At 67.9% G+C, this 25274-nt stretch carries 25 protein-coding genes; 15 read left to right on the top strand and 10 right to left on the bottom strand.

All coding sequences use genetic code 11. The features are described 5' to 3' along the window. Positions 1-19: 19 nt before the first annotated feature. On the bottom strand, positions 20-1378 hold the full coding sequence (locus tag EV646_RS14615) for an MFS transporter (RefSeq protein ID WP_132148626.1): 1359 nt from the start codon (positions 1376-1378) through the stop codon (positions 20-22). Continuing rightward, on the bottom strand, positions 1375-1824 hold the full coding sequence (locus EV646_RS14620) for a MarR family winged helix-turn-helix transcriptional regulator (protein ID WP_132148628.1): 450 nt from the start codon (positions 1822-1824) through the stop codon (positions 1375-1377). Before EV646_RS14620 ends, EV646_RS14615 begins: the two co-directional genes overlap by 4 nt. 231 nt (positions 1825-2055) lie before the next feature. Here EV646_RS14620 and EV646_RS14625 point away from each other — a divergent pair, with 231 nt between their 5' ends. Further along, positions 2056-3126 (top strand): hypothetical protein, encoded by a 1071-nt coding sequence (locus tag EV646_RS14625; protein ID WP_132148630.1) that lies wholly within the window; start codon positions 2056-2058, stop codon positions 3124-3126. On the opposite strand, the gene EV646_RS14630 is transcribed toward EV646_RS14625, so the two are convergent. Next, the gene (locus tag EV646_RS14630; RefSeq protein ID WP_241995952.1) at positions 3123-3344 is read right to left on the bottom strand and encodes a hypothetical protein; all 222 of its coding nucleotides are present in this window, start codon (positions 3342-3344) and stop codon (positions 3123-3125) included. The genes EV646_RS14625 and EV646_RS14630 overlap by 4 nt on opposite strands. A gap of 19 nt (positions 3345-3363) precedes the next feature. Here EV646_RS14630 and EV646_RS14635 point away from each other — a divergent pair, with 19 nt between their 5' ends. After that, entirely contained in the window at positions 3364-3906 is a 543-nt protein-coding gene (locus EV646_RS14635) for a TetR/AcrR family transcriptional regulator C-terminal domain-containing protein (RefSeq protein WP_132148634.1), read from the top strand. Here the strand turns inward: EV646_RS14635 and EV646_RS14640 are convergent, their stop codons facing one another. Continuing rightward, entirely contained in the window at positions 3907-5379 is a 1473-nt protein-coding gene (locus EV646_RS14640; protein ID WP_132148636.1) for an NCS2 family permease, read from the bottom strand. It abuts the gene before it with no gap. Between the two features lie 127 nt (positions 5380-5506). Between EV646_RS14640 and EV646_RS14645 the strand changes: the two genes are divergently transcribed. Further along, positions 5507-5818: a DUF2530 domain-containing protein gene (locus EV646_RS14645; protein WP_132148638.1), complete on the top strand. Its 312-nt coding sequence runs from the start codon at positions 5507-5509 to the stop codon at positions 5816-5818. A 119-nt stretch (positions 5819-5937) separates the two neighbouring features. Here the strand turns inward: EV646_RS14645 and EV646_RS14650 are convergent, their stop codons facing one another. Further along, entirely contained in the window at positions 5938-6780 is an 843-nt protein-coding gene (locus EV646_RS14650) for a DUF3027 domain-containing protein (protein WP_132148640.1), read from the bottom strand. An 84-nt stretch (positions 6781-6864) separates the two neighbouring features. Here EV646_RS14650 and EV646_RS14655 point away from each other — a divergent pair, with 84 nt between their 5' ends. Further along, complete coding sequence (locus tag EV646_RS14655) at positions 6865-8745, top strand: MFS transporter (protein WP_241995954.1); 1881 nt, start codon at positions 6865-6867, stop codon at positions 8743-8745. A gap of 142 nt (positions 8746-8887) precedes the next feature. Here EV646_RS14655 and EV646_RS14660 read toward each other — a convergent pair whose 3' ends face one another. After that, positions 8888-10417, bottom strand: coding sequence for an MFS transporter (locus EV646_RS14660; protein ID WP_132148642.1), 1530 nt, complete (start codon positions 10415-10417; stop codon positions 8888-8890). Positions 10418-10517: 100 nt separating this feature from the next. On the opposite strand from EV646_RS14660, the gene EV646_RS14665 reads away from it, so the two are divergent. Further along, a complete protein-coding gene (locus tag EV646_RS14665) occupies positions 10518-11252 on the top strand; it encodes a TetR/AcrR family transcriptional regulator (RefSeq protein ID WP_132148644.1) in 735 nt (244 codons plus the stop codon). Positions 11253-11293: 41 nt separating this feature from the next. Here the strand turns inward: EV646_RS14665 and EV646_RS14670 are convergent, their stop codons facing one another. Together EV646_RS14670 and larE are read right to left on the bottom strand one after the other, a co-directional pair. Beyond that, entirely contained in the window at positions 11294-11677 is a 384-nt protein-coding gene (locus tag EV646_RS14670; RefSeq protein WP_132148646.1) for a cold-shock protein, read from the bottom strand. 138 nt (positions 11678-11815) lie between these two features. Further along, complete coding sequence (gene larE / locus EV646_RS14675) at positions 11816-13285, bottom strand: ATP-dependent sacrificial sulfur transferase LarE (RefSeq protein WP_132148648.1); 1470 nt, start codon at positions 13283-13285, stop codon at positions 11816-11818. 233 nt (positions 13286-13518) lie between these two features. On the opposite strand from larE, the gene EV646_RS14680 reads away from it, so the two are divergent. The 3 genes from EV646_RS14680 to EV646_RS14690 are packed head-to-tail and all read left to right on the top strand — an operon-like array spanning position 13519 to position 16040. Beyond that, positions 13519-14448: a TauD/TfdA dioxygenase family protein gene (locus EV646_RS14680; RefSeq protein WP_132148650.1), complete on the top strand. Its 930-nt coding sequence runs from the start codon at positions 13519-13521 to the stop codon at positions 14446-14448. Between the two features lie 54 nt (positions 14449-14502). Next, positions 14503-15093, top strand: a complete 591-nt coding sequence (locus EV646_RS14685; protein ID WP_132148652.1) for a TetR/AcrR family transcriptional regulator — start codon at positions 14503-14505, stop codon at positions 15091-15093. Next, a complete protein-coding gene (locus EV646_RS14690; protein ID WP_132148654.1) occupies positions 15090-16040 on the top strand; it encodes a R2-like ligand-binding oxidase in 951 nt (316 codons plus the stop codon). Before EV646_RS14685 ends, EV646_RS14690 begins: the two co-directional genes overlap by 4 nt. Here EV646_RS14690 and EV646_RS14695 read toward each other — a convergent pair. Continuing rightward, on the bottom strand, positions 16014-17183 hold the full coding sequence (locus EV646_RS14695) for an MFS transporter (RefSeq protein WP_132148656.1): 1170 nt from the start codon (positions 17181-17183) through the stop codon (positions 16014-16016). The two genes, EV646_RS14690 and EV646_RS14695, sit on opposite strands and share 27 nt — an antisense overlap. 96 nt (positions 17184-17279) lie before the next feature. Between EV646_RS14695 and EV646_RS14700 the strand changes: the two genes are divergently transcribed. The 3 genes from EV646_RS14700 to EV646_RS14710 all read left to right on the top strand — a co-directional run bounded on the left by EV646_RS14700 (position 17280) and on the right by EV646_RS14710 (position 20104). Then, positions 17280-18170 (top strand): LysR family transcriptional regulator, encoded by an 891-nt coding sequence (locus EV646_RS14700; RefSeq protein ID WP_132148658.1) that lies wholly within the window; start codon positions 17280-17282, stop codon positions 18168-18170. After that, entirely contained in the window at positions 18170-18511 is a 342-nt protein-coding gene (locus tag EV646_RS14705) for an MmcQ/YjbR family DNA-binding protein (protein ID WP_158290961.1), read from the top strand. The genes EV646_RS14700 and EV646_RS14705 overlap by 1 nt, the downstream gene beginning before the upstream one ends. A gap of 129 nt (positions 18512-18640) precedes the next feature. Beyond that, on the top strand, positions 18641-20104 hold the full coding sequence (locus tag EV646_RS14710; RefSeq protein WP_132148662.1) for a restriction endonuclease: 1464 nt from the start codon (positions 18641-18643) through the stop codon (positions 20102-20104). Between the two features lie 463 nt (positions 20105-20567). On the opposite strand, the gene EV646_RS14715 is transcribed toward EV646_RS14710, so the two are convergent. Continuing rightward, a complete protein-coding gene (locus EV646_RS14715) occupies positions 20568-21500 on the bottom strand; it encodes a DUF6454 family protein (protein ID WP_132148664.1) in 933 nt (310 codons plus the stop codon). A gap of 68 nt (positions 21501-21568) precedes the next feature. On the opposite strand from EV646_RS14715, the gene EV646_RS14720 reads away from it, so the two are divergent. The 4 genes from EV646_RS14720 (at position 21569) to EV646_RS14735 (ending at position 25171) form a co-directional block, all read left to right on the top strand. Further along, entirely contained in the window at positions 21569-22183 is a 615-nt protein-coding gene (locus tag EV646_RS14720; RefSeq protein WP_132148666.1) for an SIMPL domain-containing protein, read from the top strand. A gap of 149 nt (positions 22184-22332) precedes the next feature. Continuing rightward, complete coding sequence (locus EV646_RS14725) at positions 22333-23073, top strand: sensor domain-containing protein (RefSeq protein WP_158290962.1); 741 nt, start codon at positions 22333-22335, stop codon at positions 23071-23073. A 69-nt stretch (positions 23074-23142) separates the two neighbouring features. Continuing rightward, positions 23143-24378 (top strand): Nramp family divalent metal transporter, encoded by a 1236-nt coding sequence (locus EV646_RS14730; RefSeq protein WP_132148670.1) that lies wholly within the window; start codon positions 23143-23145, stop codon positions 24376-24378. Between the two features lie 7 nt (positions 24379-24385). Beyond that, positions 24386-25171 (top strand): metallophosphoesterase, encoded by a 786-nt coding sequence (locus EV646_RS14735; protein WP_132148672.1) that lies wholly within the window; start codon positions 24386-24388, stop codon positions 25169-25171. The last annotated feature ends 103 nt before the right edge of the window (positions 25172-25274 follow it).

Below are 25274 nucleotides of genomic sequence, written 5' to 3' on the forward strand. Positions count from 1 at the left end.
ATTCTGACCCTTACTTCAACTAGGCAACGCGGGGACCGACATCCTTTGTCTGTTTGGAGGCCGGCTCGACAGGTACTACCTCGGCGCGTGGGGCCGCGTCGACGGCTGCCTTGTCGCCGAGGAGCTCGGTCTGTGGGAGCACCTCCAGGTGGGGGCGCGGGAGTAGGCGCGGGCGGATGGCGAGGCCGCGGCGGCGGGAGAAGTACAGGACCGACCCGACCGTGCCGAGGATGGTGAGGCCACCGCCGACGATCAGCGACCAGCGGGCGCCGAACGTCTGCCCGACCCAGCCGATGAACGGCGACCCGATCGGCGTACCGCCCATCAGGACCGTCATGTAGAGCGCCATCACCCGGCCGCGCATGGTCGGCTCGATGCTCAGCTGCATGGTCGCGTTCGCCGAGGTGAGCATGGTCAGCGAGGTGAGGCCGACGATCGGCAGCACCAGCGCGTAGGTCAGGTACGTCGGCATCAGCCCACTGACCACCGCCATCACGCCGAACGCCAAGCCCGCGCCGATCACCAGGCGGGCACGGATCCGGACCCGGCGGGCCGCCAGCAGCGCACCGGACAGCGAGCCGATCGCGAGGATCGAGCCGAGGATGCCGTACTCCCCCGCGCCCTTGTGGAACGCCTCGGTCGCCATCAACGCGGAGGTCATCTGGAAATTCAGGCCGAAGGTACCGGCGAAGAACACCGCGGTCAGCACCATCATCAGATCCGGCCGGCGCCAGAGATAACGCATCCCGTCGCGGATCATGCCCTTCTCCCGGGCCGCGACCTTCGGGGTGTGCAGCTCACTGACCCGCATCATCTGCAGCGAGACGATCACGGCGGCGTACGACAAACCGTTGACCATGATCACCGGACCGGTCCCGATCCAGTGGATCAGCAGACCGGCCAGCGCCGGGCCGAGCAGCCGGGCGGCGTTGAAGGAGGCCGAGTTCAGCCCGACGGCGTTGGAGAGCTCGTCGTGGCCGACCATCTCGACCACGAACGCCTGGCGGGCCGGGGCGTCGAAGGCGGTGCCCACGCCGAACAGCAGCGCGAGCAGGTAAACGTGCCACGGCTGGACGAGGTGGGTGACGGTCAGGGCGCCGAGGACGAGCGCGACGGTGCCCATTGCGATCTGGGTGCAGGTCAGCACCCGGCGCTTCGGGAACCGGTCGGCGACGAGTCCGGCGTACGGGCCGAGCAGGAGGGCGGGCAGGAACTGCAACCCGGTGACGATGCCGAGCGCCGTACCGGAGTGGGTCAGCTCCAGGACCAGCCAGTCCTGGGCGACGCGCTGCATCCAGGTGCCGACGTTGGAGATGATCGCGCCGGACGCGTAGAGACGGAAATTACGGACTTTGAACGCACGGAAGGTCGGGCTCACTGGGCCGCCAGCCGTTCGAGAACAGGTGCTGCCTTGCGCAGGATGTCGCGCTCCTCGGGGGTCAATTGCTTCAGTTTGGTCTGCAGCCACTCGTCGCGGCGCCGGCGGTTGGCCAGGATCAGCTCGTCCGCGGCGGCGGTCAGCTCGACCACGATCTGGCGCTTGTCGGTCGGATGGGGCCGGCGGACCACCAGGCCCGCCTCCTCCATGTTCGTCACGATCCGCGTCATCGACGGCGGCTTGACCTGCTCGTGCGCGGCCAGCTCGCCGATCGTCAGGGACTCATGCTTGGCCAGGGCACCGAGGACGCTGAGCTGGTTCGCGGTCAGGTCGTGCCCGGGCTCGCGCTGCCGCTTGATCTGCCGCGACAGCCGCAAGGTGGACGACCTCAGCGCACTCGCCAGCCCGACGTCACTCTTCACCTGCTGCGCTACGACTTCGGGCATGTCGTTAGCTTAACTCATTACCTTTGCTAACGAAAACGCTTTACCGGCCAGCGGTATTCCGCAGTCACCCGGATACGGCGCGCAGTCGCCCGAGTACGGCGGCCCCGCCCGGCCCACCGCCATTTCGTGGGTCCACCAACCAAATGGGGGGTTCGCCAACCGCGTGCAGGCGGGGAACCCACAAGCCGGTGGGTCAACCAGTCAAATGGGGGCGTACTAGGGTTCGCCAGCATGGGGACGGACTTGGAGCGGTACGAGCAGCGGTTCCGGCGGGCCGGGCTGCCGTTGTTCATCGAGGACTTCTCGCCGACGCACGACATCTTCACCCGCGCCACCCCGCTGATGGTGCTGGTGTTCCTGGCCGAGGTGCTCGGCGCCACCTCACTCGACTGGCCGTGGTGGGTCAATGTGCTGGCCGCCGCCGGAGCGCTGCTGATCCTGGTCCTCGGCTTCGGCCTGCTCAACGGGCTCCGCGGCCGGCCGTTCTGGTCCCTGCCGACCCGTTTCGGCACCCCGGAGCTCGCCGTCTTCGTCCTGCTCCCGGCGCTGTTCCCACTGACAACGCAGGGGCAGGTCAGGCAGTTCTTCGGCATTGCCGTCGGCAACCTCCTGCTCGTCGGCGCCGTTTACGTCGTGGTCGGCTACGGCCTGATCGCCACGACGTACTGGAGTCTGCGCCGGCTCGCCGGCGAGCTCGGCAACTCGATCGCCAGCCTGGTCCGGGCGCTGCCGTTGCTCCTGGTGTTCTCGCTGGTCCTGTTCGTCAACACCGAGATGTGGCAGGTGTTCGCCGGGATGCCGGTCGAGTTCATCCTGGTCTCGGTCGCCGCCTTCACCCTGCTCAGCACCCTGTTCCTGATGATGCGGCTGCCGAAGGAGCTGGACTCGATCGAACGGGAGGCCGGCTCGGGTCCGCCGCTGCGCCGGCTGCAGCGGCTGAACCTGAGCGTCAGCATGGTGATCCGGCAATGGACCCAGGTGCTGGTGGTGAGCAGCGGCGTCGGACTGTTCTTCGTTGCCTTCGGCATGCTCGCGATCAGCCGGCACATCTACCAGAACTGGGCTATCAGCCCGATCGGGTGGTCGTACGACGTGCAGTTCCTGGGCCATCAGCTGGTGATCAGCGCCGCCCTGGTGAAAGTTGCCGTCGGCATCGCGAACTTCACCGGTCTGTATTACTCGATCGCGCTGCTGACCGACTCGTCGTACCGCGAGGAGTTCCTCGACAACATCACCGTCGAGCTCCGCGAGCTGTTCTCCGCTCGGGCGCAGTACCTGGAACTCCGCCGTACGTCGGTCTAGACGTCGGCGCCGAAGAGCTCTTCGATGCGGCGGCCCCACTCCGGGTACACCTGCGTCTTGCCGACGTGCAGGTCGTAGACCGCCTTGCCGAGGTCCGGGTCGTCGGCGTCGGTGAAACGGACGGCGCTCAGCTTCTCGATCTTGTCGAGGATCTGCTCGTCACCCGCGATGTGCACCGGGTCGTGGATGTAGCGCTCGAGCGCTTCGAGGTCGGGCACCGCCGCGAGGTACGAGTGGGTGAAGCCGTCCGCAGCGCCGCCGAAGTCGGGGCCGACGGCACCGAAACACACCATCTACAACCACTTCGGCGACAAGGAGAGGTTGTTCCGGGCAGCGATCGCCGCCCTCGCCGACCAAGCCCTCACCCGCAACCTCGCCGCGGTGGACCTGCTCCGAGCCGGTGCCGGCACAGACCTGCAGGCAGTGCTGGAAGAGGTGGGGTTGCGGTTGGCGGAGTGTTATTGCGATGAGCGGTCGTGGGCGCTCAGAAGGTTGCTGCAGGCGGAAGTCACTAATCTGCCGGACCTGCTCGACATCGTGCGGGAGCGGGCTTCGGACAAGGTGAATGAAGCGTTGGCGGATCGGTTCGCCAGGCTGGCGCTGGCGGGACATCTCTCCGTCTCCGATCCGGCGGTTGCCGCCGAGCAGTTCGGGGCGTTGCTGACCGCGCCGTTGGAGACGCGGTCGCAGCTCGGCACCCGGACGTTGCCCGAGAAGGAGTTGACCGAGGTCACGCAGAACGCCGTGCGAACGTTCTTGCGTGCCTTCAGCAACGGCTGATCAGGTCAGCCAGTCGGTGAGGGGGCCGATGGCGAAGTAGATGACGAACAGGGCGGAAACGATCCACATCAGCGGGTGGACCTGGCGGGCCTTGCCGCGGACCAGCTTCAGCACGGCGTAGGAAACGAAACCTGCCCCGATCCCGGCCGAGATCGAGTACGTGAACGGCATCAGGACGATGGTCAGGAACGCCGGGAACGCGACCTCGATGTCGTCGAAATCGATTCCCTTCACCTGCGTCATCATCAGGAAACCGACCAGGACCAGCGCCGGGGTCGCCGCCTCGTACGGCACCAGGGTCACCAGCGGCGCGACGACCATCGAGATCAGGAAGCAGATCCCGGTCACCACACTCGCCAGCCCGGTCCGCGCCCCTTCACCGACACCCGATGCCGATTCGATGTACGACGTGTTGCTCGACACCGAGGCGGCGCCGCCGGCCGCGGCCGCGACGGAGTCGACGATCAGGATGCGCTGCGCGTTCGGAGGGTTACCGTTGTCGTCCAGCAGGCCGGCCTCGGCGCCGATCGCGGTCATCGTGCCCATGGTGTCGAAGAAGTCGGCCAGCATCAGCGTGAAGATCAGCAGCAGTGCGGTCACCACACCGACCCGCTCGAACGACCCGAACAGGCTGAACTCGCCGATGGTGTCCAGGTTCGGCTTGGTGATCCAGTCCTCCGGCAACTTCGGCACGCTCAGACCCCAGCCGCCCGGGTTGTCCGCCGTACGCGCGCCGACGTTGACGATTGCCTCGACGATGATCGCCAGTACGGTCGCGGCCAGGATGCCGATCAGGATCGCGCCTTTCACCTTGCGCGCGTACAGCGTGATGATCAGGACCAGGCCGGCCACGAACACCAGCACCGGCCAGCCCCGAAGGTTGCCGCCGACACCGAGTTCGACCGGGGGTCCGCCGGCGGCCGCGGGACGTCGTACGAAACCCGCGTCGACGACGCCGATGAAGGCGATGAACAGGCCGATGCCGACGCTGATCGCCACCTTCAGTTGCAGTGGGACCGCCTCGAACACGGCTTTTCGGAACCCGGTCAGGACCAGGATCAAGATGATGAGGCCCTCGAGGACGACGAGGCCCATCGCGTCTGCCCAGGTCATCTTGGTCGCCACCGAGAACGCGATGAACGCGTTCAGGCCGAGGCCGGTCGCGAGCGCGAGCGGGAAGTTCGCGACCAGGCCCATCAGGATGGTGACCACGCCGGCCACCAGCGCGGTGGCGACGGCGATCTTGGCGATCGACGCGGCCGCGTCGGTGCCGCCGCCGACGAACTGGCCGTCGCCGTCCTTGACGGTGCCGATGATCAGCGGGTTCAGCACCACGATGTAGGCCATCGTGAAGAACGTCACCAGACCGCCACGGATCTCCCGCGGAACGGTCGAGCCGCGTTCGGTGATCTTGAAGAAGGAGTCGAAGAAGCCTGAACCGGAACGGGCGGTGGCAGCCTGGGGCGAACTCATGGCGGAATCGTGCCAGTTCCGGCCGACGCCTGGCGAGCACAAACAGAAACCGTTACCCACGCCACGTGCGAGTCGGCGGTGGAGGTGGTGGACCCGGCGGGCGGGAGGTGGAGGCTAAGGTGGGGGCGTGGCAGACGAGAAGCCCGCGGCGAAGAAGCGGACCGACCCGACGAGTCAGCTGGCCCGTGGTGAGCTGGTGCACGCCGAGGTCAAGCCGCTCGACCTGTCCGGCATCCCCAGCGTGATCACCGGCATCGTCGCCTGGGCGGTCGCGTTCGTCGTCGTACTGATCTTCCGCGGCGAACTGAAGAAGGACGGCCTCGAGTGGTGGCTCTGGGTCACCGTCGCCGGCTTCGGCCTCGGTCTCATCGGCCTCTGGTACTGCAAACGCCGCTGGGCCGCCATCCAAGCCGGCCACCGCAGCGCCCTCGAAGACTGACGGACGCCGGCGTCGACCTACACCCGCCAACCAGTCGACCGAGCCAGAACTTCTGCGCCGACTCCTGGATTTGTGCTGTACGCCGGCAACCGAAATCCACGACTGAGTGACGACTCAGGTCAGTCTTCGAGGTCGTCGATGGAGACTGCTTCGGTGGCGGTTTGTACTTCTTGCTGGACGGCCTCGTTGAGGGAGGCGGCCAGTTCGAGGGCGTCGTAGCCGGTGGTGTCGAAGGCGTGGGCCAGGGCGGGCTGGTCCGGCAGGTCGATGACGGCGTCGGAGTGGGCGCCGCAGCCGTAGTCGTAGGCCACGACGCGACCCTCGCCCGGCGCCATCTCGTTGGTGCAGGCGCCGAACGCCTGCCCGAGGCTGTCGGCCAGGCGGATCCAGTAGCCGCAGGAGTGGCACTTGTAGGGGACGGCCTGGGCGATCGCCGAGGCCGGCCCGAAGTCACCGGCGTACCAGCGCTCCGCCGCATCTTCCCGCCCGTACGGCGACAGGACGCGCTCGCGGCCGAGTCCGAGCTCCTCGACGACGGCCAGCACGTCCTCGGGCGCGCCGGTGTCGGTGAAACCGGGCTCGAGGCGCGGGTCGTCCGCGTGAGTCGGGAACAGGTCGCCGGGGCGCAGGTCGCCGGGCTGGACTCGCTCCGACCACGGCACCCACTCCGGCGCGACAACCGCCTCTTCGCCGGGCAGCATGACGACCTCGTTGACCGTGACGGTCTTCGCGCGGGAAGCGCGGGTCAGCGTCACGGCCCAGCGCCAGCCGCGGTACCCGGCGTGGGTGGAGGCGAAGTAGTGCGTGACGAGGCGCTCGCCCTCGACCAGGTGACCGAGGTGCTCCCCGACCTGTGCCGCGCCGGCCTCGGCGATCGCCGCCTCGCGAGCAGGCTCCACCGCCGCCACACAGACGGCATCAGCCTTGGCCCGAACCGGTTCCGGAGTTCTGACGGGAGTCACAATCGCCCATTCTCGCACGGTTCCCACGGTGTTCCGAACGCGCCGGGACTGCGGTCTGTCCCCGGCACGAGGCAGGATGGTTCCATGCACACGCCAGACCCCGCGAACCAGCAGGCAACGCCTGGTTCACCCGGCGCGAAACCAGCCGGCGGGACCCCTGGCGGGCAGCCCAACGGAAAGCCTGACGAGAAGCCTGCGGGCAAGAGCCCCGGAGAGCGCCTCAGCGGGGCTCGGGAGAAGCTGGGGACCGCCAGTAAGAAGGTGGGGCAGGCTTCCCGGGTCGGGGCCAGTGGTGTCGCGGCCGCCTCGCGGAAGACGGCTGTGGTGGGCAAGAAGACGGCGGTCGTGGGCGGGAAGGTCGGCCGAGCCACCGGACGACGGATCCGCGGACTGACGAGCGCGCAAGGGGCTGGCGAGTCGGGCCTTTCACGGCTGATCGAGCTCGGCGCGGTCAACGCGGCCGGTGACACGGCGTTCGCGGTGTCGCTGGCGGGAACGGTCTTCTTCGCCGTACCGAGTGAGCAGGCCCGCGACCGAGTAGCACTCTTCCTGTTGCTGACGATGGCGCCGTTCGCGTTGATGGCGCCGTTGATCGGGCCGATCCTGGACCGCTTCCGCCACGGCCGGCGCTGGGCGATCGGCGCGACGCTCGGGTTGCGCGGGTTCCTGGTCTGGAGCCTCGCCGCGTCGATGTCCGGCAGCAGCTCCACGTGGCTGTACCCGGCCGCCCTCGGTTGCCTCGTCGCCTCCAAGGCGTACGGCGTCACCCGCGCCTCCGCCGTACCGCGCTTGCTCCCCAAAGAGATCACCCTCGTCACGGCGAACTCCCGGATCTCCCTGGCCGGTGTCGCCGGCGCGACCATCGGCGCCGGCATCGCGGGTGCGTTCGCCGCGATCGGTCCGCAGTGGTCGCTGCGGTGGGCGGCGCTGGTCTACACGGTCGGTCTGGTACTGGCGATCAGGCTGCCGAGCAAGGTGGATTCGCCGGCCGGCGAGGAGATGACCGGTACGGCGGGACGCGAGGCCAGGCGGCGCGCGATCACGGCTGCGGTCGCGCGCGGGATCCGCTGCAACCTCGGCCTGCGGTTCGTGTCCGGCTTCCTCACCATGTACCTCGCGTTCCTGCTGCGGGACAAGCCGATCAGCGGGATCGACGGCGCGGTAGCGGCCGGTGCAGTGATCGCGGCGGCCGGTATCGGCAACAGCCTCGGCACCCTGACCGGATCGTTGCTCAAGGCGCGTAAACCGGAGGCCGTGGTTCTCGTCGTACTGCTCGCGGATGCGACAGTCGCGGTGTGCGTGGCGGTGTTCTACGGGTTCCCGATCCTGATCGCGCTGGGCCTGGTCGCCGGGTTGTGCAGTTCGCTCGGGAAGCTGTCGCTGGATGCGATGATCCAGCGGGATGTGCCGGAAACCGTGCGTACGTCGGTCTTCGCGCGATCGGAGACTGTGCTGCAGCTGGCCTGGGTGATCGGCGGCGGCTGCGGCATCGTGCTGCCGCTGATCCCGCGCCTCGGCTTCGGCTTCCTGGCCGGTGTGCTGCTGATCGTCGTGTTCCTCGTCGTACGCATGAAGCCGTCCGGCCTGCCCACGGCGGGCCCTCTCAAGCCAGGGGGATTGGGTGGACCGCGCACCGGCGGCACCGGTCAGACCCGGGATCCTGAGGCGCAGCGACCGACGGGCACGAGCCGCACGATCCTCACCACCAGCATCGCCGAGCAACGCGCCAACCGCCCGCAGCGTCCGAACCGCCCGTACGACGAACCGACGATCGAGCTGAAGTTCGACGACCAGAAGCCGAGCTCACCGGAGAAGCCGGTCGGCCGGTGGTGGAGCGGTCAGCCCGACGAAGACGACGAAGACACCGTCGAAGACCAGGCTCCCTGGGCCGAAGAGCCAACAGTAGAGCGAGACCGCCGCACCTTCCCCCGCCGCCGCCCCGACGGCGGCCGCCCGCCCCGCTAACCCCGCCCCACTCCCGCCCAGCACCGCGTACCGGCCGCCGGCTCCCTCGATAGCGGCTTATGTGACGGCTGGCCCTTTATTTGGCGCTATCGGTAAAACAACCCGCTATCGAGCGGGCGAATCAGGCGCGCCCGGGAGTGGGTTAGGCGGCAGGCTGGAGTTCGTCGGTGGGTATGGGTTGTTCGGCGGTTGGGGTGGTGCCGCGGAGGATGAGGGTCGCGGCGACGGCTGTGGTGAGGAGCATGAGGGCGCCGACGACGGCTACGACGTTCAGGCTGTGGGTGAAGGCGTGGCGGGCTGTGGACAGGACTGCTTGGCCTAGCTCGGCGGGCAGGTGCGCAGCTGCGGCAGTCGCCGCCGGGAGGCCTTCGCGCACGGGTGCCGCGGCGTCCGCGGGTAGGTCGGCGCGATAGGCCGCCGTACCGATGGAGCCCAGCACCGCGATCCCCAGCGCGCCGCCGAATTCGCTGCAGGTCTCCATCACCGCCGACGCCGACCCGGCCCGCTCAGGAGCGACGGACCCGACGACAGCCTCGGTCACCAGCGACATCACCATCACGAGACCCGCCGCGAGCAGACCGCACCCGGCGAGAAGGACCGCCAGCGACGAATCCGCCCGCACCTGCGTCAGTACGCCGTACCCGGAAGCCGCGAGGACGAAAGCACCACCGATCACGTACGCGCGGTCCACCCGACGCGCGAGCGCGGTCGCCAGCGGCGCCGCACCGCCGACCACGACCGTCGGAGCGAGTGCCCAAAGCGCCGCCTTGAACGGGCTGAGGCCGAGGACGAGCTGCAGGTACTGCGTCATGAAGACCGCGTTCCCGACCAGCGCCAGCGTGCCGATCGTGTTCGCCGCGAGCGAGCCGCTGAACGCCCGGCTCCGGAACATCCCGAGCTCGATCATCGGGTACGACGCCGTCCGCTGCCGCTGCACAAAGACCACCCCGAGGAACACCCCGGCAACGATCGAGACCACCGGCATCGCCGACATCCCGTGCGCAGCCAATTCCTTGATCCCCCAGATCGCCGGCAGTACGGCGGCCAGCGACAGCACCGATCCGATCAGGTCGAACCGTCCCTCGTCCGGAGCCTTGAACTCCGGCAGCAGCATCGGCGCCAGGATCAGCAGCAACACCATCGCCGGGGTGTTGATCAGGAACACCGACCCCCACCAGAAGTGCTCGAGCAGAAACCCGCCGAGCACCGGCCCGAGCGAGATCCCGCCCATCATGACCGCACTCCAGAACGCGATCGCCTTCGACCGCTGAGCCGGGTCGTGGAACATGTTCCGGATCAGCGCCAGCGTCGACGGCATCAGCGTCGCACCGCCGATGCCGAGCACCGCGCGGGCCGCGATCAGCTGCTCCGGGTTCTGCGCGTACGCCGCCGCGATCGACGCCAAGCCGAACGCGACCGCACCGAACAGCAGCAACCGGCGCCGGCCGATCCGGTCGCCGAGCGAGCCCATCGTGATCAGCAGCCCGGCCAGCACGAACCCGTAGATGTCGAAGATCCACAGCTGCTCGGTCGCCGACACCCCGAGGTCCGCGCTGATGAACGGGACCGCGAAGTACAGCACCGAGACGTCCATCGAGACCAGCAGCAGCGGCAGCGCGAGCACGCCGAGCGCGATCCATTCCTTCCGTCCAGCGGGTTCCGTCGTACTCATGACTACCCCTCACAAGATCTGTGTACGACGCACACTGTGTGCGTCGTACACAGACCATAGCCGACGATTGTCTATGCTGTAAACAGATAGACTTCGCGGCATGGACGAGACGGACCTGCCGAGGGTGCTGCAGCAGCTCTGGGGAATCGAGGGCCCGGCGCGGCCGGGACCGAAGCCGGCGTTCCACCTCAGCGACATCGGCCGGGCCGCGATCAAGCTGGCGGATGCCGGCGGGCTGGCCGCGGTCTCGATGAGCAAGGTGGCCGGCGAGCTCGGGTTCACCACGATGTCGCTCTATCGGTACGTCGACGCCAAAGACGACCTGTACGTCGTCATGCTCGACTACGCGTTCGGCGATCCGCCGAAGCCGGATCCGGAGCAGGGCTGGCGGGAGCGGATCACCGCCTGGGCGGAGGCTTTCCGCGACGGCCTGCGCGAGCACCCGTGGATCCTGCAGATCCCGGTGACCGAACCGCCTTTGTCACCCCATCAGCTGGCTTGGATGGAGTCGGGGCTGAACGCGTTCGACGGTACGCCGCTGACGCCGCAAGACCGGCTTTCGGCGATGATCCTGGTGAACATCTACGTCCGCGGCACGGTCCAGCTGACCTCGAACATGCTGTCCAGCGGCGACGAGGCCAGGGCCGCGGACCGGCTGTACAACCAGCGGCTGAGGATGCTCGCGACCCCGGACCGCTTCCCCACGATCGCGGCCGGTGTCGACCAGCCGGACTCGGTTCAGGAGCTCGACGTGGACTTCGACGCCGACGGGTTCCGCGACGGCCTGGATACCGTCCTCGACGGCATCCAGGCCCGAATCACACGGAAGGGCTGAGCTCAGATCGGAAGAGCTGAGCTCGATCGGTAAAGCCGAGCTCAGATGTCCAGCTTGTCGGCGACACCGCGCAGTACCGTCGCGACCTGGCGGGCGGCCTTGCCGTCGGGGTGGCGGCCGCGGCGATAGCCCTCGCCGAGGTTGTCGAGCAGCTTGATCAGGTCCTCGATGACGAGTTGCATCTCCTCCGGCTTCGGCCGCATCGCCTTCGCCACCGACGGCGGCGGGTCGATCAGCCGGACCTGGAGAGCCTGTTCACCCTTGCGTCCCTCGACGACACCGAACTCGACCTTCTGGCCCGGCTTGAGGTTGGTCACTCCGGCGGGCAGGGCTTCGGCGCGGACGTAGACGTCCCCGCCCTCTTCCTTGCTCAGGAAGCCGAACCCCTTGCCGGAGTCGTACCACTTGACCTTGCCAACAGGCACGGGAACCTCTTCAGTGTCAATCGTCGGAACAGGACGGGCGGGCTGCCCGATCGGCTACCCAGCGTACGTGAACCAGCGCCTGCGCGCCTCAGGAAAACTACCTGACCCGGCAAGCGCCCCGCATCATCATCGGCATCGTCATCGGTACTTCTCGGGGTCCTTCAACCGTTCGTTCATCGAGCCCGAACGGAAGCCGCGCGGATCCACCTTCGCGGCCGGGAATCCCTCCGCGACGACCAGCTCTTCCAGCGCCGCGTGGTCGACCTGATCGAGCAGCCGGGCGTCGATCTCGATGCTCGCGGTCTCCCCGAGATCCCGCACCCGGACGTTCTCCACGCCGTACGACGTGAGCCGGGAACGCACCGCCTGTTCGGCCCGGTCCACCCGGGCGAGCAGGTGCGGAGTGATCCGGACGCCGTACGCGATCCGGCTCGACAGACAGGCAGCCGCGGGTTTGTCGGAGGTCTCGAGCCCCCAGCTTCGCGACGCCTCCCGGATCTGCGCCTTGGTCAGCCGCGCGTCCTTCAGCGGCGTGAGCGCGCCTCGCTCGAAGGCGGCCCGGATGCCCGGCCGGAAGCCGGCGATCGCGTCGTCCGCGTTCGTCCCGGTCGCGATCGCGGTGATGCCGAACTCGTCCGCGATCGGCTGCAGCGTCTCGACCAGTTCGGCCTTGCAGAAGTAGCACCGGTCTCCAGCGTTGGCCTGGTACCCCTCGCGCTCCATCTCGTGGGTGTGCGGGGTGACGTGCCGTACGCCGAGGTGGTCCGCGAAACGCGCTGCCGGCTCCAGCTCCGCCACGGGCAGGCTCGGCGACACCGCGGTCGCCGCGACCACGTTGGCCGGCCCGATCGCCCGCGCCGCGGCCGCCAGCAGGAACGCCGAGTCGGCACCACCGCTGAACGCGACCACCATGCTGTCGTAGCTCGACAAACGCTTCATCAACGCTTCCAGCCGCTGCTCGAGCACATACGCATCGAGCCACGCCGGGAACTCGGTCAGATCCTTCAGTACGACGTCAGCGCCGTACGCACGCAACTCGTCGGCAGTGAATGGCCCGGTCGCCACCGACACCGCGACAGCTCCGGCGGCACGAGCACCGTCGATGTCGGCCGTGTGGTCGCCGACGAAGATGGTCGCGCTGTGCTCGCGTAGCGCGGTGCCCTTCTCGGCGCCGTGGAGGTCTCCGATGGGCTCGTCGACGTCCAGCCCGAGGTGCTCGAGGTGCAGGATCACGGAAGGGGTGTACTTCGCCGACACCACGACCGTCCGCCCGCGCAGCGCCCGGATCGCGGCAAGCGACTCGGCCACGCCGGGAAGCGGCAGGCTGCCGGTGATCGCGTGCGACGGGTAGTGCTCGCGGTAGCGGGAGACCATCGCGTCGACCTGCTCCGGCGGGAACCAGTTCGCCATCTCCCAGGCCAGCGGCGGCCCGAGCCGGCTCACCACCAGGTCGGTGTCGATCGGTACGCCGGACTCCTCGGCCAGCAGGTCCCAGACCGCCTGGATCCCCGGCCGGGAGTCGATCAGCGTCATGTCCAGGTCGAACCCGACCACGAGCTCCGGCACATCGAAGCTGGCGGCTGCGGGCTGGATCTCGGCGGTTGACACGTCCCCAACCCTACGTGGTGCCGGCCCGAGCCGGGTCTCGCATCCCGAAAGGACCACCGGACCGCCAGGCCATCACAACCTCACCCGATCCCATCGCTCCAGGCTCACCACGCCGGCGGCGCCGGCATTGTGATGGCCTGGCGGTCCGCATCTCGGATGCCGAAACACCCTCTAAGTCTAGTAATTCAGTAGGAAACTAGACATTAGCCTGAACCCACACGAGGGAGCCAACGATGACCACTCAGCTCGAAGCGCCCGAGATCACCGTCACCAAAGCCGGCGGTGCGATCGGCGCCGTGATCGGCAATGTTCAGCTCGGTGGTGACCTGCCGGCCGAGACTGTAGCCGCGATCCGGCAGGCGCTGCTGGACCACAAGGTGATCTTCTTCCGCGAGCAGCATCACCTCGACGACGCCGGCCAGCTCGCCTTCGCCAAGCTGCTCGGCACCCCGACCCTGGCCCACCCGACCTCGAAGAGCCTCGAAGGCGCCGAGCACGTACTGCCGATCGACTCCGACTACGGCAAGGCGAACAGCTGGCACACCGACGTCACCTTCGTCGACCGGATCCCCGCGATCAGCCTGCTCCGCGCGGTCACCCTGCCGGCGTACGGCGGCGCGACCACCTGGGCCAACACCGTCACGGCGTACAAGAATCTCCCGCCGGCGTTGCAGGCACTGGTCGATCGTCTCTGGGCCGTGCACAGCAACGTGTACGACTACGCCGGCCGGGTCGACGAGACCCGCATCGGCGGCGTCGACGTGAAGGTGGAGGAGCACCGCAAGCAGTTCGTCTCGAAGCTGTTCGAGACCGAGCACCCCGTCGTACGCGTGCACCCTGAAACCGGCGAGCGGTCGCTGGTCCTCGGTCATTTCGTACGGCGCTTCGTCGGCTTCACGAGCGCCGAGACGACGGCGTTGTTCCAGCTGCTGCAGAACCGGATCACCAACCTCGACAACACCGTCCGCTGGCAGTGGCAGCCCGGAGACCTGGCGATCTGGGACAACCGCGCGACCCAGCACTACGGCGTCGCGGACTACGACGACCAGCCCCGGCGACTGCACCGGATCACGCTGGCCGGTGACGTCCCGGTGAGCGTCGACGGCGTCCGCAGTACGCCGAGAACCGGCGACGCGAAGCACTTCTCCTCACTTGACAATTGAGGATCATCTGTCCGGCCTCTTGACATTTGAGGCAGAAATGTAAACCCTCAGGGCATGGACTCGTTCGCCGACCGGACCAAGCGCCGACTGCGTGACGAGCTGCTGGACGCCGCGTACGACGCGATCGTCGCGGGCGGGTACGACGGGCTCCGGATGAATGACGTGGCCCGTCGTACCGGCGTGTCCAGGCAGACCGTCTACAACGAGTTCGGCGACAAGTGGGGCGTGCTGCAGGCGGTCGTCGTACGCGAGACCGAGCGGTTCCTGCTGGACGTGAACGCGGCGCTCGCCGAGCAGTCCGACCCGATCGACGGCCTCCGGGTCGCGGTCGAGCGGGCGCTCACACTCGCCGGGGACAACCCCCTGGTGAAGGCGGCGCTCAGCCAGCCGGGATCTGACCAGGCCAGTCAACTGCTGACCACACGGGGGCAGCAGGTCCTGGAGGTGAGCCACCAGCGCCTGGATGCTCACGTCCGGGAGCACTGGCCGGAGATCCCACCGGAGGACGCGACCAGCTGCGTCGACGTCGCCTTGCGCGTCGTCCTGAGCCACATCGTCACGCCGGGCCCTCCCCCGGCGGCTGTGGCCGCGCAGCTGGCTCGCGTCCTCACTCCGTTTCTGTCCAGCTACCGGAGGCAGGTATGACCAATCCTCTTCACCGGCAGGGTTTCAGCTCGCTGAAGTCCGGCGGGCTCAACTGGGATGCACTGCCCCTGCGGCTCTTCGACAAGGGCAACCGCAAGTTCTGGAATCCGCGGGACGTCGACTTCAGCCAGGACGCGAAGGACTGGCAGGAGCTCAGCGACAACGACAAGGACAACGCGTTGCTGCTGTGTTCCCAGTTCATCGCCGGCGAGGAGGCGGTGACTGAGGATCTGCAGCCGTTCCTGCAGGCGATGGCGGCCGAGGGGCGGTTCGGCGACGAGATGTACCTGACCCAGTTCTGCTTCGAGGAGGCCAAGCACACCGCGGTCTTCCGGCTCTGGCTGGACGCGGTCGGCGTGACCGAGGATCTGCACCACTACGTCGAGCACAACCCGGGCTACCGCGCGATCTTCTACGAGGCCCTGCCGGTCGCGCTGAAGTCGCTGGCCGACGACCCGTCGCCTGCCAACCAGGTCCGCGCCTCCGTCACCTACAACCACGTCGTGGAAGGCACTCTGGCCCTCACCGGCTACCACGCGTGGAACCTGCTGTGTACGTCGCGCGGCGTACTGCCCGGCATGCAGGAACTGATCCGCCGCATCGGCGACGACGAACGCCGGCACATGGCCTGGGGCACCTTCACCTGCCGCCGCCACGTCGCCGCGGACGAGTCCAACTGGCAGGTCGTCACCGACACGATGGAGGAACTCCTCCCACACGCCCTCACCCAGATCCAGTGGGCCCTCGAGCACTCCCCCGAGATCCCGCCGGAGATCGACCCGACCGCGCTGATGACGTACGCGGGCGACCGCGCCACCCGCCGCCTCGGCGCGATCGAGTCCGCGGTCGGCGCCGACGTCGCGGAGATCGACCTCGACTACTCCCCGGAAACGCTCGAGGACGTCTTCGGCGACGAGGATTCAGCGGCTTTGGCGGCGGTTCGCTAGTACGACGAACAGGGCCGCTGCGGCCAGGATTGCCGGGAGCCAGGTGACGGTCGTCGTACCGAGGTGGTCGGCGACCTGACCACCTGCGAACGCACCCAGTGCGATCGAGCCGTTGTAGACGCCAACGAGTACGGCGGACGACGCTTCGGCTGCATTCGGTGCTGCGGCGTGGCCCCAGGCTTGAGTGCTGACGCTCGTACCGCCGTGGGCGAAACCCCAGGCCAGCAAGAGGATGAGGGCTCCGGCGAGGGTCGTGCCGACGAACGGCATCAGTACGGCGACCGCCGCAATGCCAGCCGCGATCATGCCGATCGCACGGGCCGGACGGAGCGAGCCGGCGACGAAGTTTCCGATGATGCCGGCCACGCCGTACGCGAGCAGAAGGGTCCCGATCAGGGCCGGGGTGATGCCGGCCTGCTTCTCTAGCAGCGGGCGGACGTAGGTGTACGCCGCGAAATGGCCGGTGACGAGCAGTGCCACCAAGAGCAGGCCGACGCGCAGTTGCCTGAGCTTCAGCACCTCGGTGACGTCACTCAGGCGGACTGCCTTCTCCGCGGCCAAAGGGGGAAGGAAGAAAGCGAGAGCGATGACTAACGCGCCGGACAGCAGGCCGACCGCGACAAAGGCCCAGCGCCAGCCGACCAGCTCGCCGACGTAGGCACCGGCTGGAATCCCAAGCACAGAAGCGATTCCGATGCCGCTGAAGATGAGCGACGTCGCCGGGCCGGCCGCATGCTCGGGTACGACGCGCCGCGCCAAGCCGATCGTCAGCAGCCAGACGCCGCCGATCGAAATGCCGGCGAGAACCCGGGCGATCATCAGCACCACGACGTTCGGCGCGGCAGCCGCTAGCAGCGCGGCCGCGGCGAGCAGCACCATCAGGCCGACCATGACGATGCGACGGTCGAGCTTGCCCAGCACCAACGGCAGGACCGGCGCAGCGAGGGCGGAAACGATACCTGTGACTGTCAGGCTCAGACCGGCGATTCCCTCGCTGATATTCAGCGAGGACCCCATCGGCGTGAGCAACCCGACCGGCAGCATCTCGGCAGTGACCACAGTGAAAACGGTTGCTGCCATCGCAATCGGTGCCGCCCAGCTTTGGGTGCTCGGTGCCGCCTGGTCGGCGCAAATCGTTGTCATACTTCAAGACTTCGGCCACCCAGGGATGCGGAACAACGGCGATGTGGTCATGCTTGTATTAGCTGAGCTAATCGATCTTTCGAGGAGGTTCGCGCCGTGGCTGTCGAAGTCCGCGAGCTGGAGTGCTTCCTGGTGCTCGCCGACGAACTCCACTTCGGCCGTACGGCGGAACGCCTCTACCTGTCGCAAAGTCGCGTCAGCCAGCTGCTGCAGTCGCTGGAACGCCGGATCGGCGGCACGCTGGTCGAACGCACCAGCCGACGGGTTGCGTTGACCCCGCTCGGCAAGGAGTTCCTGACCTCGCTGCGACCGGCGTACGCCGCTCTCGAGCGTGTGGTCGAGAATGCCCGTGAATGCGCCACCTCTGTCAAGGGGAGGCTGCGGATCGGCTTCCAGGGTTCGGCGAACGACATCGTGCTGGCCGCGGTGTCGGAGTTCCAGAAAGAGAATCCGAACTGCCTGATCGACGTCGCCGAACTGCCGCTGAACGACCCCTTCGGCGCCGTGCGACGGGGCGACATCGACGCGGCGGTCGTCATGCTGCCGGTCGCCGAGGACGATCTCGTGCTCGGGCCGGTCTTCTCCCAGCAGCAGCAAACGTTGACGGTCTGCGCCAAGCACCGGCTGGCCGGCCGCGATTCCATCGACGCCGAAGACCTGGCCGGCGAGGTCCTGATCGCGATCTCGGGTCCAGCTCCCGGCTACTGGCGCCAGGCGCAGGCGCCGACGCAGACACCGCGCGGCGCATTGATCCACCGCGGCCCTGAAGTCCGCACTCTCCAGGAAGGTCTGTCGCTGATCGCCGCCAACCGTGGCGGCATGCTGGTCTGCCGCCCCACCGCCGAGAACAGCAAGTGGGCCGGCGTCGTCAACATCCCCATCACCGGCCTGCCCGACTCGACCCTCGGCCTCATCTGGCGCCGCGGCGAAGACACCCCAGCCCTCAAAGCCTTCGCAACCCTCATCGACCCTGCTCCAATTGGATGATGGCTACTTGGGAGGATGTGGGCCGGATCGCGCTGGGGCTTCCCGATGCGACGATCGGCCAGGCACACGAGGGCTCGCCGGCGTACGACGTGGCCGGGAAGCAGTTCGCCCGGCTGCGGTGGGACGAGGGCCGCGAGATCATGCAGTTCTGGGCCGGAGATGCCCGGGAAGCCTTGGTGAACAGCAATCCGAACGCCTACTGGGTGGTGAAGGCCTTCCCGTCCGCGCTGTTCGCCTGGCTCGACCAGGTCGACCCGGAGGAACTGCACGAGATCGTCACCGACTCATGGCGGGTACGAGCCCCGCAACGCCTACTCAAGGCCAACCCTGACCTCAGCTGAACCTTTGCGGACTCCGCGGTTCCGGAGGAAACAAGGGGTGGACGGCAAGCAATGTCACGACCAACTCTCCGTCATATCGGTCGCGGAGAGTGGCTGGCCGGTTACATTGGTGCCGAGAGGTGTGAGGCGATGGGCCGTTCCCTGGAAGGTCAGGCCCGCAGCGACCGGCCGCCCGGACGTACCGCGGAGGCGGCTCAACGGACCGCTGCGGTGGAAGAACGCGTCCGGGCCCTGGGCAACATCCTCGCCGACGCACTGGCGATCGATGTCGACGGCACCGATCTGCAGACCCTGAAACGGGCGCCCCGGCGGGCCCCACCGACGGGCTCACCGGCCGATCTCGAACCGCATCCCGGACCGGTCTGGGATGCGTTCGTGCCTCACCCGCCAGGTCCCCTTCGCTGGTGGGGCACCGAACGCCGGTACGCGCGCCGCCTGGCCGAGGCTGAGGACCGGTTCGCCGAGGCGATCGAACGACACCAGGCCGCCGAGGAGAACCGGCGCGAGCGGCTGGCTCGCGCGCAGCGGGACCAGGCCGAGCAACAACGCCGGCTCGACGAGGCGACCGCTGAGCAGCACGCCCGGATCGACGCGTACGAGCGCGCTGTGCGAGCGCGCGACCGGCTGGCCGTCAGCCGGTACTTCCAAAAGGCGCTGGACCGGGTGGCCGAACCACTCGACGCCCCCCGGCGCCGGCGCGTCGGATATGTCCCCGAGTCAACTCTCCTGGCCGTCGAGTGGGATCTCCCGGACGTGGCCGTCGTACCGGCGGAATCGTCGTACCGGTATGACCGTGAACGGGACGCGGTAGTCGGGGTGCCGCGGCCTGCGCAGGAGCTGCGGCGGCTCTATCAGCAACTCGTTGCTCAGCTGGCGTTGCGGGCGTTGCACTTGATCTTCGGTAGCGACCGGTACGGCGTGGTGGACACGGTGGTGTTCAACGGGATGGTCGAGTCCGTGGACCTGCCGACCGGGCAGACCGTGCGGCCGTGCCTGATCACGCTGCGGGCGACGCGGGAGCAGTTCCAGGCGCTGGTGCTGGACCAACTGGATCCTGTCGCGTGCGTGCGGCACTACTTCGCCGCTGAGGTCTCACGCCATCCGGAGGAGTTGCAGCCGGTCGAGCCGGTGCTGGAGTTCGACCTGGCGGACCCGCGGACGATCGAGCCGGTCGACGTACTGAGCGAGATCGACAGCCGGCCCAATCTCCTCGAGTTGAGTCCCGAGTCCTTCGAACACCTTGTCCACAACCTGCTGACCCGGATGGGGCTGGAGACGCGGTTGTTCCGGCGTGGTGGAGATGGCGGGATCGACTGTGTCGCGTACGACCCTCGGCCGATCACCGGCGGCAAGTTCGTCGTACAGGCCAAACTCTGGACCCGTACCGTCCCACCCTCGGCCGTCCGCGACCTCTTCGGCACCGTCGTCGACGCCGGCGCCACCAAGGGCATCCTCATCACCACCAGCGGCTTCGGCCCTTCCAGCTACCAATTCGCCACCGGCAAACCCCTCCAACTCATCGACGGCACCGCCTTGCTGGCGCTCTGCCACCTCCACAACATCCCCGCCCGAATAATCCCCCGAGCCAGCTAACCCACGCCGGTTCCGCGATAGCACGTGGGGACCTCGAACACCCTCTGGCGACTGCGGACACCGCACCAGATGTCCGAGCTCCCCGTTTAGTGTCCGAGGATCCAGAGAACCCGCCCGAATCCCGCCATCCGGACAATGCCAGCCACATCCCGGACTCAGCGGCTGTTTCGCTCGCTCGATAGCGGCTTCTTTCAGGGATAGCCCTTTATTAACCGCCACCGATCAAACAACCCGCTATCGGGCTAGCCGGAAGGCGAAATCACCTCCGGCAAGGGCATCCACCTCCCGCTCAACGCGAACCGCCCGGCCCCGGGCAAGCTCCGGGCCGCGACCATCCCCGCCCCATCACCGGATCCACCTCTGGCACGCGACCACTCGGGTGAGCTGCTCCGGGCATAGCTGCGTCCCACCCCGACCAGCAAACTTCCGCAGCCCGGAGCCGCGCTCCCAGCCAACCGTGGCATCAGCTCAGCGGCGACTCATACACCAGGATCTGCGTGCCACCGGCATCTTCCCCGTCGTCAGGGGCCGTGAAGAGGCGGAGCTTCGTGGGGGTGGTTTCGAGGGCTACGGGGTTGCGGGTGGCGTTGTGGCCGGTTGTCGAGAAGTACGGGAAGGGGATCTCGTGGAGGATGCGGTTGTCGCGGAGGTCCAGAAGCGCGAGACCGCCTAGGTCGTAGGAGCCGCCAGTCGCCGTCGGCAACGTGGTGACGCCGCCGCAGAGTTGCTTGCCGCGGCCGGCGTAATCGCAGTCCTGGTAGTCGAGGATGTGGCTCTCGTTGGCGGACGCATCCAGCTGACGCCCCGTGGCGGTCCATTCGTACAGCGTGCGCGATCCCCAGCTGACACCGTGCACCTTCCCGGTGGTGCGATCGCGAACCACTCCGCCGACATGGTCCTTCACCCGGAACCGCTCGGTGACGCGGTAGGTCTTCGGGTCGACCGTGTAGACGATCGCGCGCGAGTTCGGCCGGTACTCCGCGACCGGCACCCACACGTTCTGGCCGTCGAAATCGATACCACCCGGGTGGTACGCCGTACCTTCGCCGAGCCGGATGTCCTTCTTCAGATTCCCCTGCCGATCCAGCACGAACAGGTGACCGACGCCCTTGCCCGGACTGCGGTCGTACCCGTCCACCGGCTGCGGGTACTTCACCGGCGCCTCGGTCACCTCCACGCTGGACAGGAAGATCAGGTCACCCACCAGCGCGAACCCTTGCGGGTGGTACGTCGGGAACTTCAACGGAATACGTTCCACCTGCGTCCACGCCGTACTACGTGTCGTCGCCTCGAACGCCCGGGCGACGCGGGAATCGTCCCCGGCGGCATCAGCGGTGGTCAGCCCGGTCAGCAGCAAGCCGGCGAGCACGGTCGCGGTCAAAGTCCTTCTGCGCATGGCCCCATAGTCTGCGACGACTCGGTGAAGGTCCGGCGGACACCACATGAAGGTGTCAGACTCTCTGCATGGACACAGGGGTGAGTGTTGTCGGGTCAGGCCAGGTAGGTGCGGCTCCAGACGTACTGCGGATGAGGTTGAGCGTCGAGCACGATGCGGCGGACGTCTCCGCCGCGGTGGCCAAGGTGGCTGAGCGCACGGACGCGGCGATCGCAGCGCTCCGGGGACAGGGCGTGGAAGCCTCCGCAATCGAGACCAGCGCAGTGAACGTTTTCCGCGACTACACCGAGCCGGGCGCCCCCATTCGTTACCGCGCCTCGCACGCCCTGACCGTGACGACCAAGGACCTGAGCGGCTTCGGCCGGTTGCTGACCGCCGCCGTCGGTGCCGCGGGCAACAGTCTCGGCCTGGACAACCTGCAGTTCGACATCGAGGACAAGAGCGAACTGCTGACTCGGGCCCGCGAGCTCGCCTTCCAGCAGGCCCGCACCAAGGCGGCTGAGCTCGCCGCGCTGGCCGGCTACTCACTCGGCTCGGTGAGCTCGATCTCGGAGACGTACGGCGCCGTCCCGATCCGGGCGTTCGAGGCCAGCGCCAAGCGCACGCCCGGCATGGCCATCAACATCAGCCCCGGCGAACACACCGTCGAGGTGTCGCTCGAGGTGCACTTCTCCTGGGCTTGATCTCAGGTCTAGGTCGGTTTCCGGAAGCCTCTCGCCACCGGTGGCCGCCGTCTGTATTCTCCTCGCAGATGCGCCGGGGGATGCCGGGTCGGCATCCATCTGTAAATTCCGGACCCGGAGGCCTTCCCGTGCGCGTCAAACGATCCTTGGTGTCCGCCGTTCTGGCGGCCGGACTAGCCCTCTCCCTCGTCGCCTGCAACGGTGACTCCAAGCCGGACAGCGCATCCACTCCGAGCGCGACCCCGACGCCCACCCCGACCGCTTCGAGTACGACGCCAACGGTGGCACCCACCACCCCCGCGGCCCCGAAGCCGCGCACCAAGGCAGAGCTCACCAAGGCGCTGCTCGGGCTGTCCGACATGCCTTCCGGGTTCGCCGTCGACGACTCCGGCGACGGCGAGGACGACGGCAGCGGGATCTCCTCGACCGACAGCCGGTGCAAGGAGGTCGTGAAGCTGTTCAACGCGGACACCGCGCCGGGCTCCATCGCGACCGCGGGTGTGGTCTTCAGCGGCGGCGAGTCCGGCCCCTTCGTCCAGGAGGATCTGGACGCGCTGCCCTCGGCGGCAGCGGCCACGGCGCTGGTGAACCGGGCCAAGGCCGCGATCCGCTCCTGCAAGAAGGTCAGGCTGACCCTGACCGGTGCCGGCACGTCACCGGCACGGATCAGCGAGATCTCCACCCCGAAGGCGGGCACTGCCCGGGTCGGTGTCCGCTTCGCCGCGACCAGCGGTCCACTCGAGGGGTTCCAGGTCACCTTCGTCATCGCCGCGCTCGGCGACGTCGTCCTCGGCATGTCTTTCGACGACCCGTCTCTCATCGGGGATGGTGTCACTCTGGCCGCCGCAAAGGCCAACCGGACGCTCGGTACCGCCAAGGCCGGTACCTGAGGCATGTGAAAGGGGTCTCGTCGTGGTGACAGGGGTTGCGTTGTCCCCGGCGTCGTAGAGACTTCTCTCATGTATGCACCGGCGCCGTTGCGGCGGCAGTTGAATCGGTCAGGGCTGTTGTTGCTCGGCCCTGCCTTCGTGGCGTCGGTCGCGTACGTCGATCCGGGCAACTTTGCCACCAATATCGCGGCCGGCGCGACCTACGGTTATCTGCTCTGCTGGGTAGTGGTCGGTGCGAACCTGATGGCCGTCCTGGTGCAGTACTTGGCTGCCAAGGCGAGCATCGCCACCGGCCGGACGCTTCCCCAGCTGTGCCGGGACCACTTCCGCCGTACGACGTCGACCGGGTTGTGGGCGCAGGCCGAACTGGTGGCGATCGCGACCGACCTGGCCGAGGTGGTCGGTGGTGCGATCGCGCTGAATCTGCTGTTCGGGATCCCGCTGCTCCTCGGCGGCGTGATCACCGGCGCGGTGTCGTTCGGGTTGCTGATCTATCAGTCGAAGCGCGGACAGCGGCCGTTCGAGGCGGCGATCATCGGGTTGCTCGCGGTGGTGCTGATCGGGTTCGTGGTGTCGACAGTGAAGTCGGAGCCGTCCGCGGCCGGTGTCGTCGGTGGCTTGGTGCCGCGGCTGGACGGGACCGAGTCGCTGGTGCTCGCGGCCGGCATGCTCGGCGCGACGGTGATGCCGCACGCGATCTGGCTGCACGGCGCGCTCGTCACCGACCGCCATTGGAAGACGATCCGCTCGGAGAAGGGCAAATCCCGCGTACTACGTGCCACCCGGATGGATGTGGCCGTCGCCATGGCTCTGGCCGGCGCGGTCAACCTGGCCATGGTCGTACTCGCGGCAGCCGCGCTGGACGGCACCGGCGCTGACTCGCTCGACGCCGCACACGCCGCGATCGGCGACCGGCTCGGCCAGATGCCGGCGCTGCTGTTCGCGCTCGCCCTGCTGGCCAGCGGGTTCGCGTCCTCCTCGGTCGGCACGTACGCCGGGTCGGTCATCCTCGACGGGTTCTGGCAGCGCCATGTCCCGCTCGCGGTCCGCCGGCTGGTCACGTTGCTCCCGGCCCTCATCATCCTTGCGATCGGCATCGATCCGAGCCGGGCGCTGGTGGTTTCGCAGGTGGTGCTGAGCTTCGGCATCCCGTGTGCGCTGTGGCCGTTGGTGCGATTGACCGCGTCCCGGCGCGTCATGGGCGACTTCGTCAACCGGTGGGCGACTACTCTCGCCGCATGCCTGGTAGCAACCGCGGTTTCCTTGCTCAACGTCGTACTGATCGTGCTGACGTTCAAGGGATGATCCGCGCATGACCGCCGTGTATGCGGTGAGCGATATCCACGGGCATCCGGAGAAGCTGCTGGCGTCGCTCCGGGAGGCGGAGCTGGTCGATGCCGAGGGCAACTGGTCGGGGAAGGACGCGCGGCTGTGGTTCCTCGGCGACTTCTTCGACCGGGGTCCGGACGGGATCGGCGTACTGCGCTTCGTCCGCAAGCTGATCGGGCAGGCGCCGGACGGCGCCATCCGGGTACTGCTGGGCAACCACGAGATCCTCGCGCTCGGGATGCACAAATTCGGCGACACGTTCGTGCCGCATGACGGAATCTCCACGCGTAGCTTCGAGCGGTCGTGGGCGCTGAACGGCGGCCAGGATCGCGACCAGGAGCTGCTCACCGAGGACGACGTCGACTGGCTGCTCGACCAGCCGATGCTCGGCCTCGACGCAGGTCATCTGCTGATGCACTCCGACACCGCGGAGTACGTCGAGTGGGGTGACACGATCGATCAGATCAACGCCGCCGCACGGGCTGACCTGCACTCGGACGACATCGTTATCTGGTGGGAGACCTGGCGGCGGATGACGTCGCGGTACGCCTTCCGCGGCGCCAACGGATCCCAGGTGGCCGCCGTCCTGCTGCAACACCTCGGCGGCCACCGCATCGTCCACGGCCACAGCATCGTCGCCGACCAACTCGGCATCGACCCCGCGAACCTCACCGGTCCCCTCCTGTACGCCGACGGCCTAGCCCTGGGCATAGACGGCGGCGCCTTCGACGGCGGCCCCTGCCTGGTCGTGGAACTGGAACAGCCTTAGCGGCGAAGCTCCACATCCAAGATGATCGCCGATCGCGGGAATGCCGTGGCGCCGGCGCCGGTTGTTGAAAAGTTGACGGCGAATCACGGCCTTTGGGAGACGT

Source organism: Kribbella antiqua (assembly GCF_004345665.1).
In the GTDB taxonomy this organism is placed as follows: Bacteria; Actinomycetota; Actinomycetes; order Propionibacteriales; family Kribbellaceae; genus Kribbella; species Kribbella antiqua.

Bases quoted from the DNA above. Each gene is read 5' to 3' on its own strand.
- EV646_RS14685 (WP_132148652.1), top strand. From the start codon at position 14,503: ATGGACTCGTTCGCCGACCGGACCAAGCGCCGACTGCGTGACGAGCTG.
- EV646_RS14655 (WP_241995954.1), top strand. From the start codon at position 6,865: ATGCACACGCCAGACCCCGCGAACCAGCAGGCAACGCCTGGTTCACCC.
- EV646_RS14625 (WP_132148630.1), top strand. From the start codon at position 2,056: ATGGGGACGGACTTGGAGCGGTACGAGCAGCGGTTCCGGCGGGCCGGG.
- EV646_RS14705 (WP_158290961.1), top strand. From the start codon at position 18,170: ATGGCTACTTGGGAGGATGTGGGCCGGATCGCGCTGGGGCTTCCCGAT.
- EV646_RS14720 (WP_132148666.1), top strand. From the start codon at position 21,569: ATGGACACAGGGGTGAGTGTTGTCGGGTCAGGCCAGGTAGGTGCGGCT.
- EV646_RS14680 (WP_132148650.1), top strand. From the start codon at position 13,519: ATGACCACTCAGCTCGAAGCGCCCGAGATCACCGTCACCAAAGCCGGC.
- EV646_RS14640 (WP_132148636.1), bottom strand. From the start codon at position 5,379: ATGAGTTCGCCCCAGGCTGCCACCGCCCGTTCCGGTTCAGGCTTCTTC.
- EV646_RS14735 (WP_132148672.1), top strand. From the start codon at position 24,386: ATGACCGCCGTGTATGCGGTGAGCGATATCCACGGGCATCCGGAGAAG.
- EV646_RS14695 (WP_132148656.1), bottom strand. From the start codon at position 17,183: ATGACAACGATTTGCGCCGACCAGGCGGCACCGAGCACCCAAAGCTGG.
- EV646_RS14690 (WP_132148654.1), top strand. From the start codon at position 15,090: ATGACCAATCCTCTTCACCGGCAGGGTTTCAGCTCGCTGAAGTCCGGC.
- EV646_RS14715 (WP_132148664.1), bottom strand. From the start codon at position 21,500: ATGCGCAGAAGGACTTTGACCGCGACCGTGCTCGCCGGCTTGCTGCTG.
- EV646_RS14730 (WP_132148670.1), top strand. From the start codon at position 23,143: ATGTATGCACCGGCGCCGTTGCGGCGGCAGTTGAATCGGTCAGGGCTG.
- EV646_RS14660 (WP_132148642.1), bottom strand. From the start codon at position 10,417: ATGAGTACGACGGAACCCGCTGGACGGAAGGAATGGATCGCGCTCGGC.
- EV646_RS14710 (WP_132148662.1), top strand. From the start codon at position 18,641: ATGGGCCGTTCCCTGGAAGGTCAGGCCCGCAGCGACCGGCCGCCCGGA.
- EV646_RS14620 (WP_132148628.1), bottom strand. From the start codon at position 1,824: ATGCCCGAAGTCGTAGCGCAGCAGGTGAAGAGTGACGTCGGGCTGGCG.
- EV646_RS14665 (WP_132148644.1), top strand. From the start codon at position 10,518: ATGGACGAGACGGACCTGCCGAGGGTGCTGCAGCAGCTCTGGGGAATC.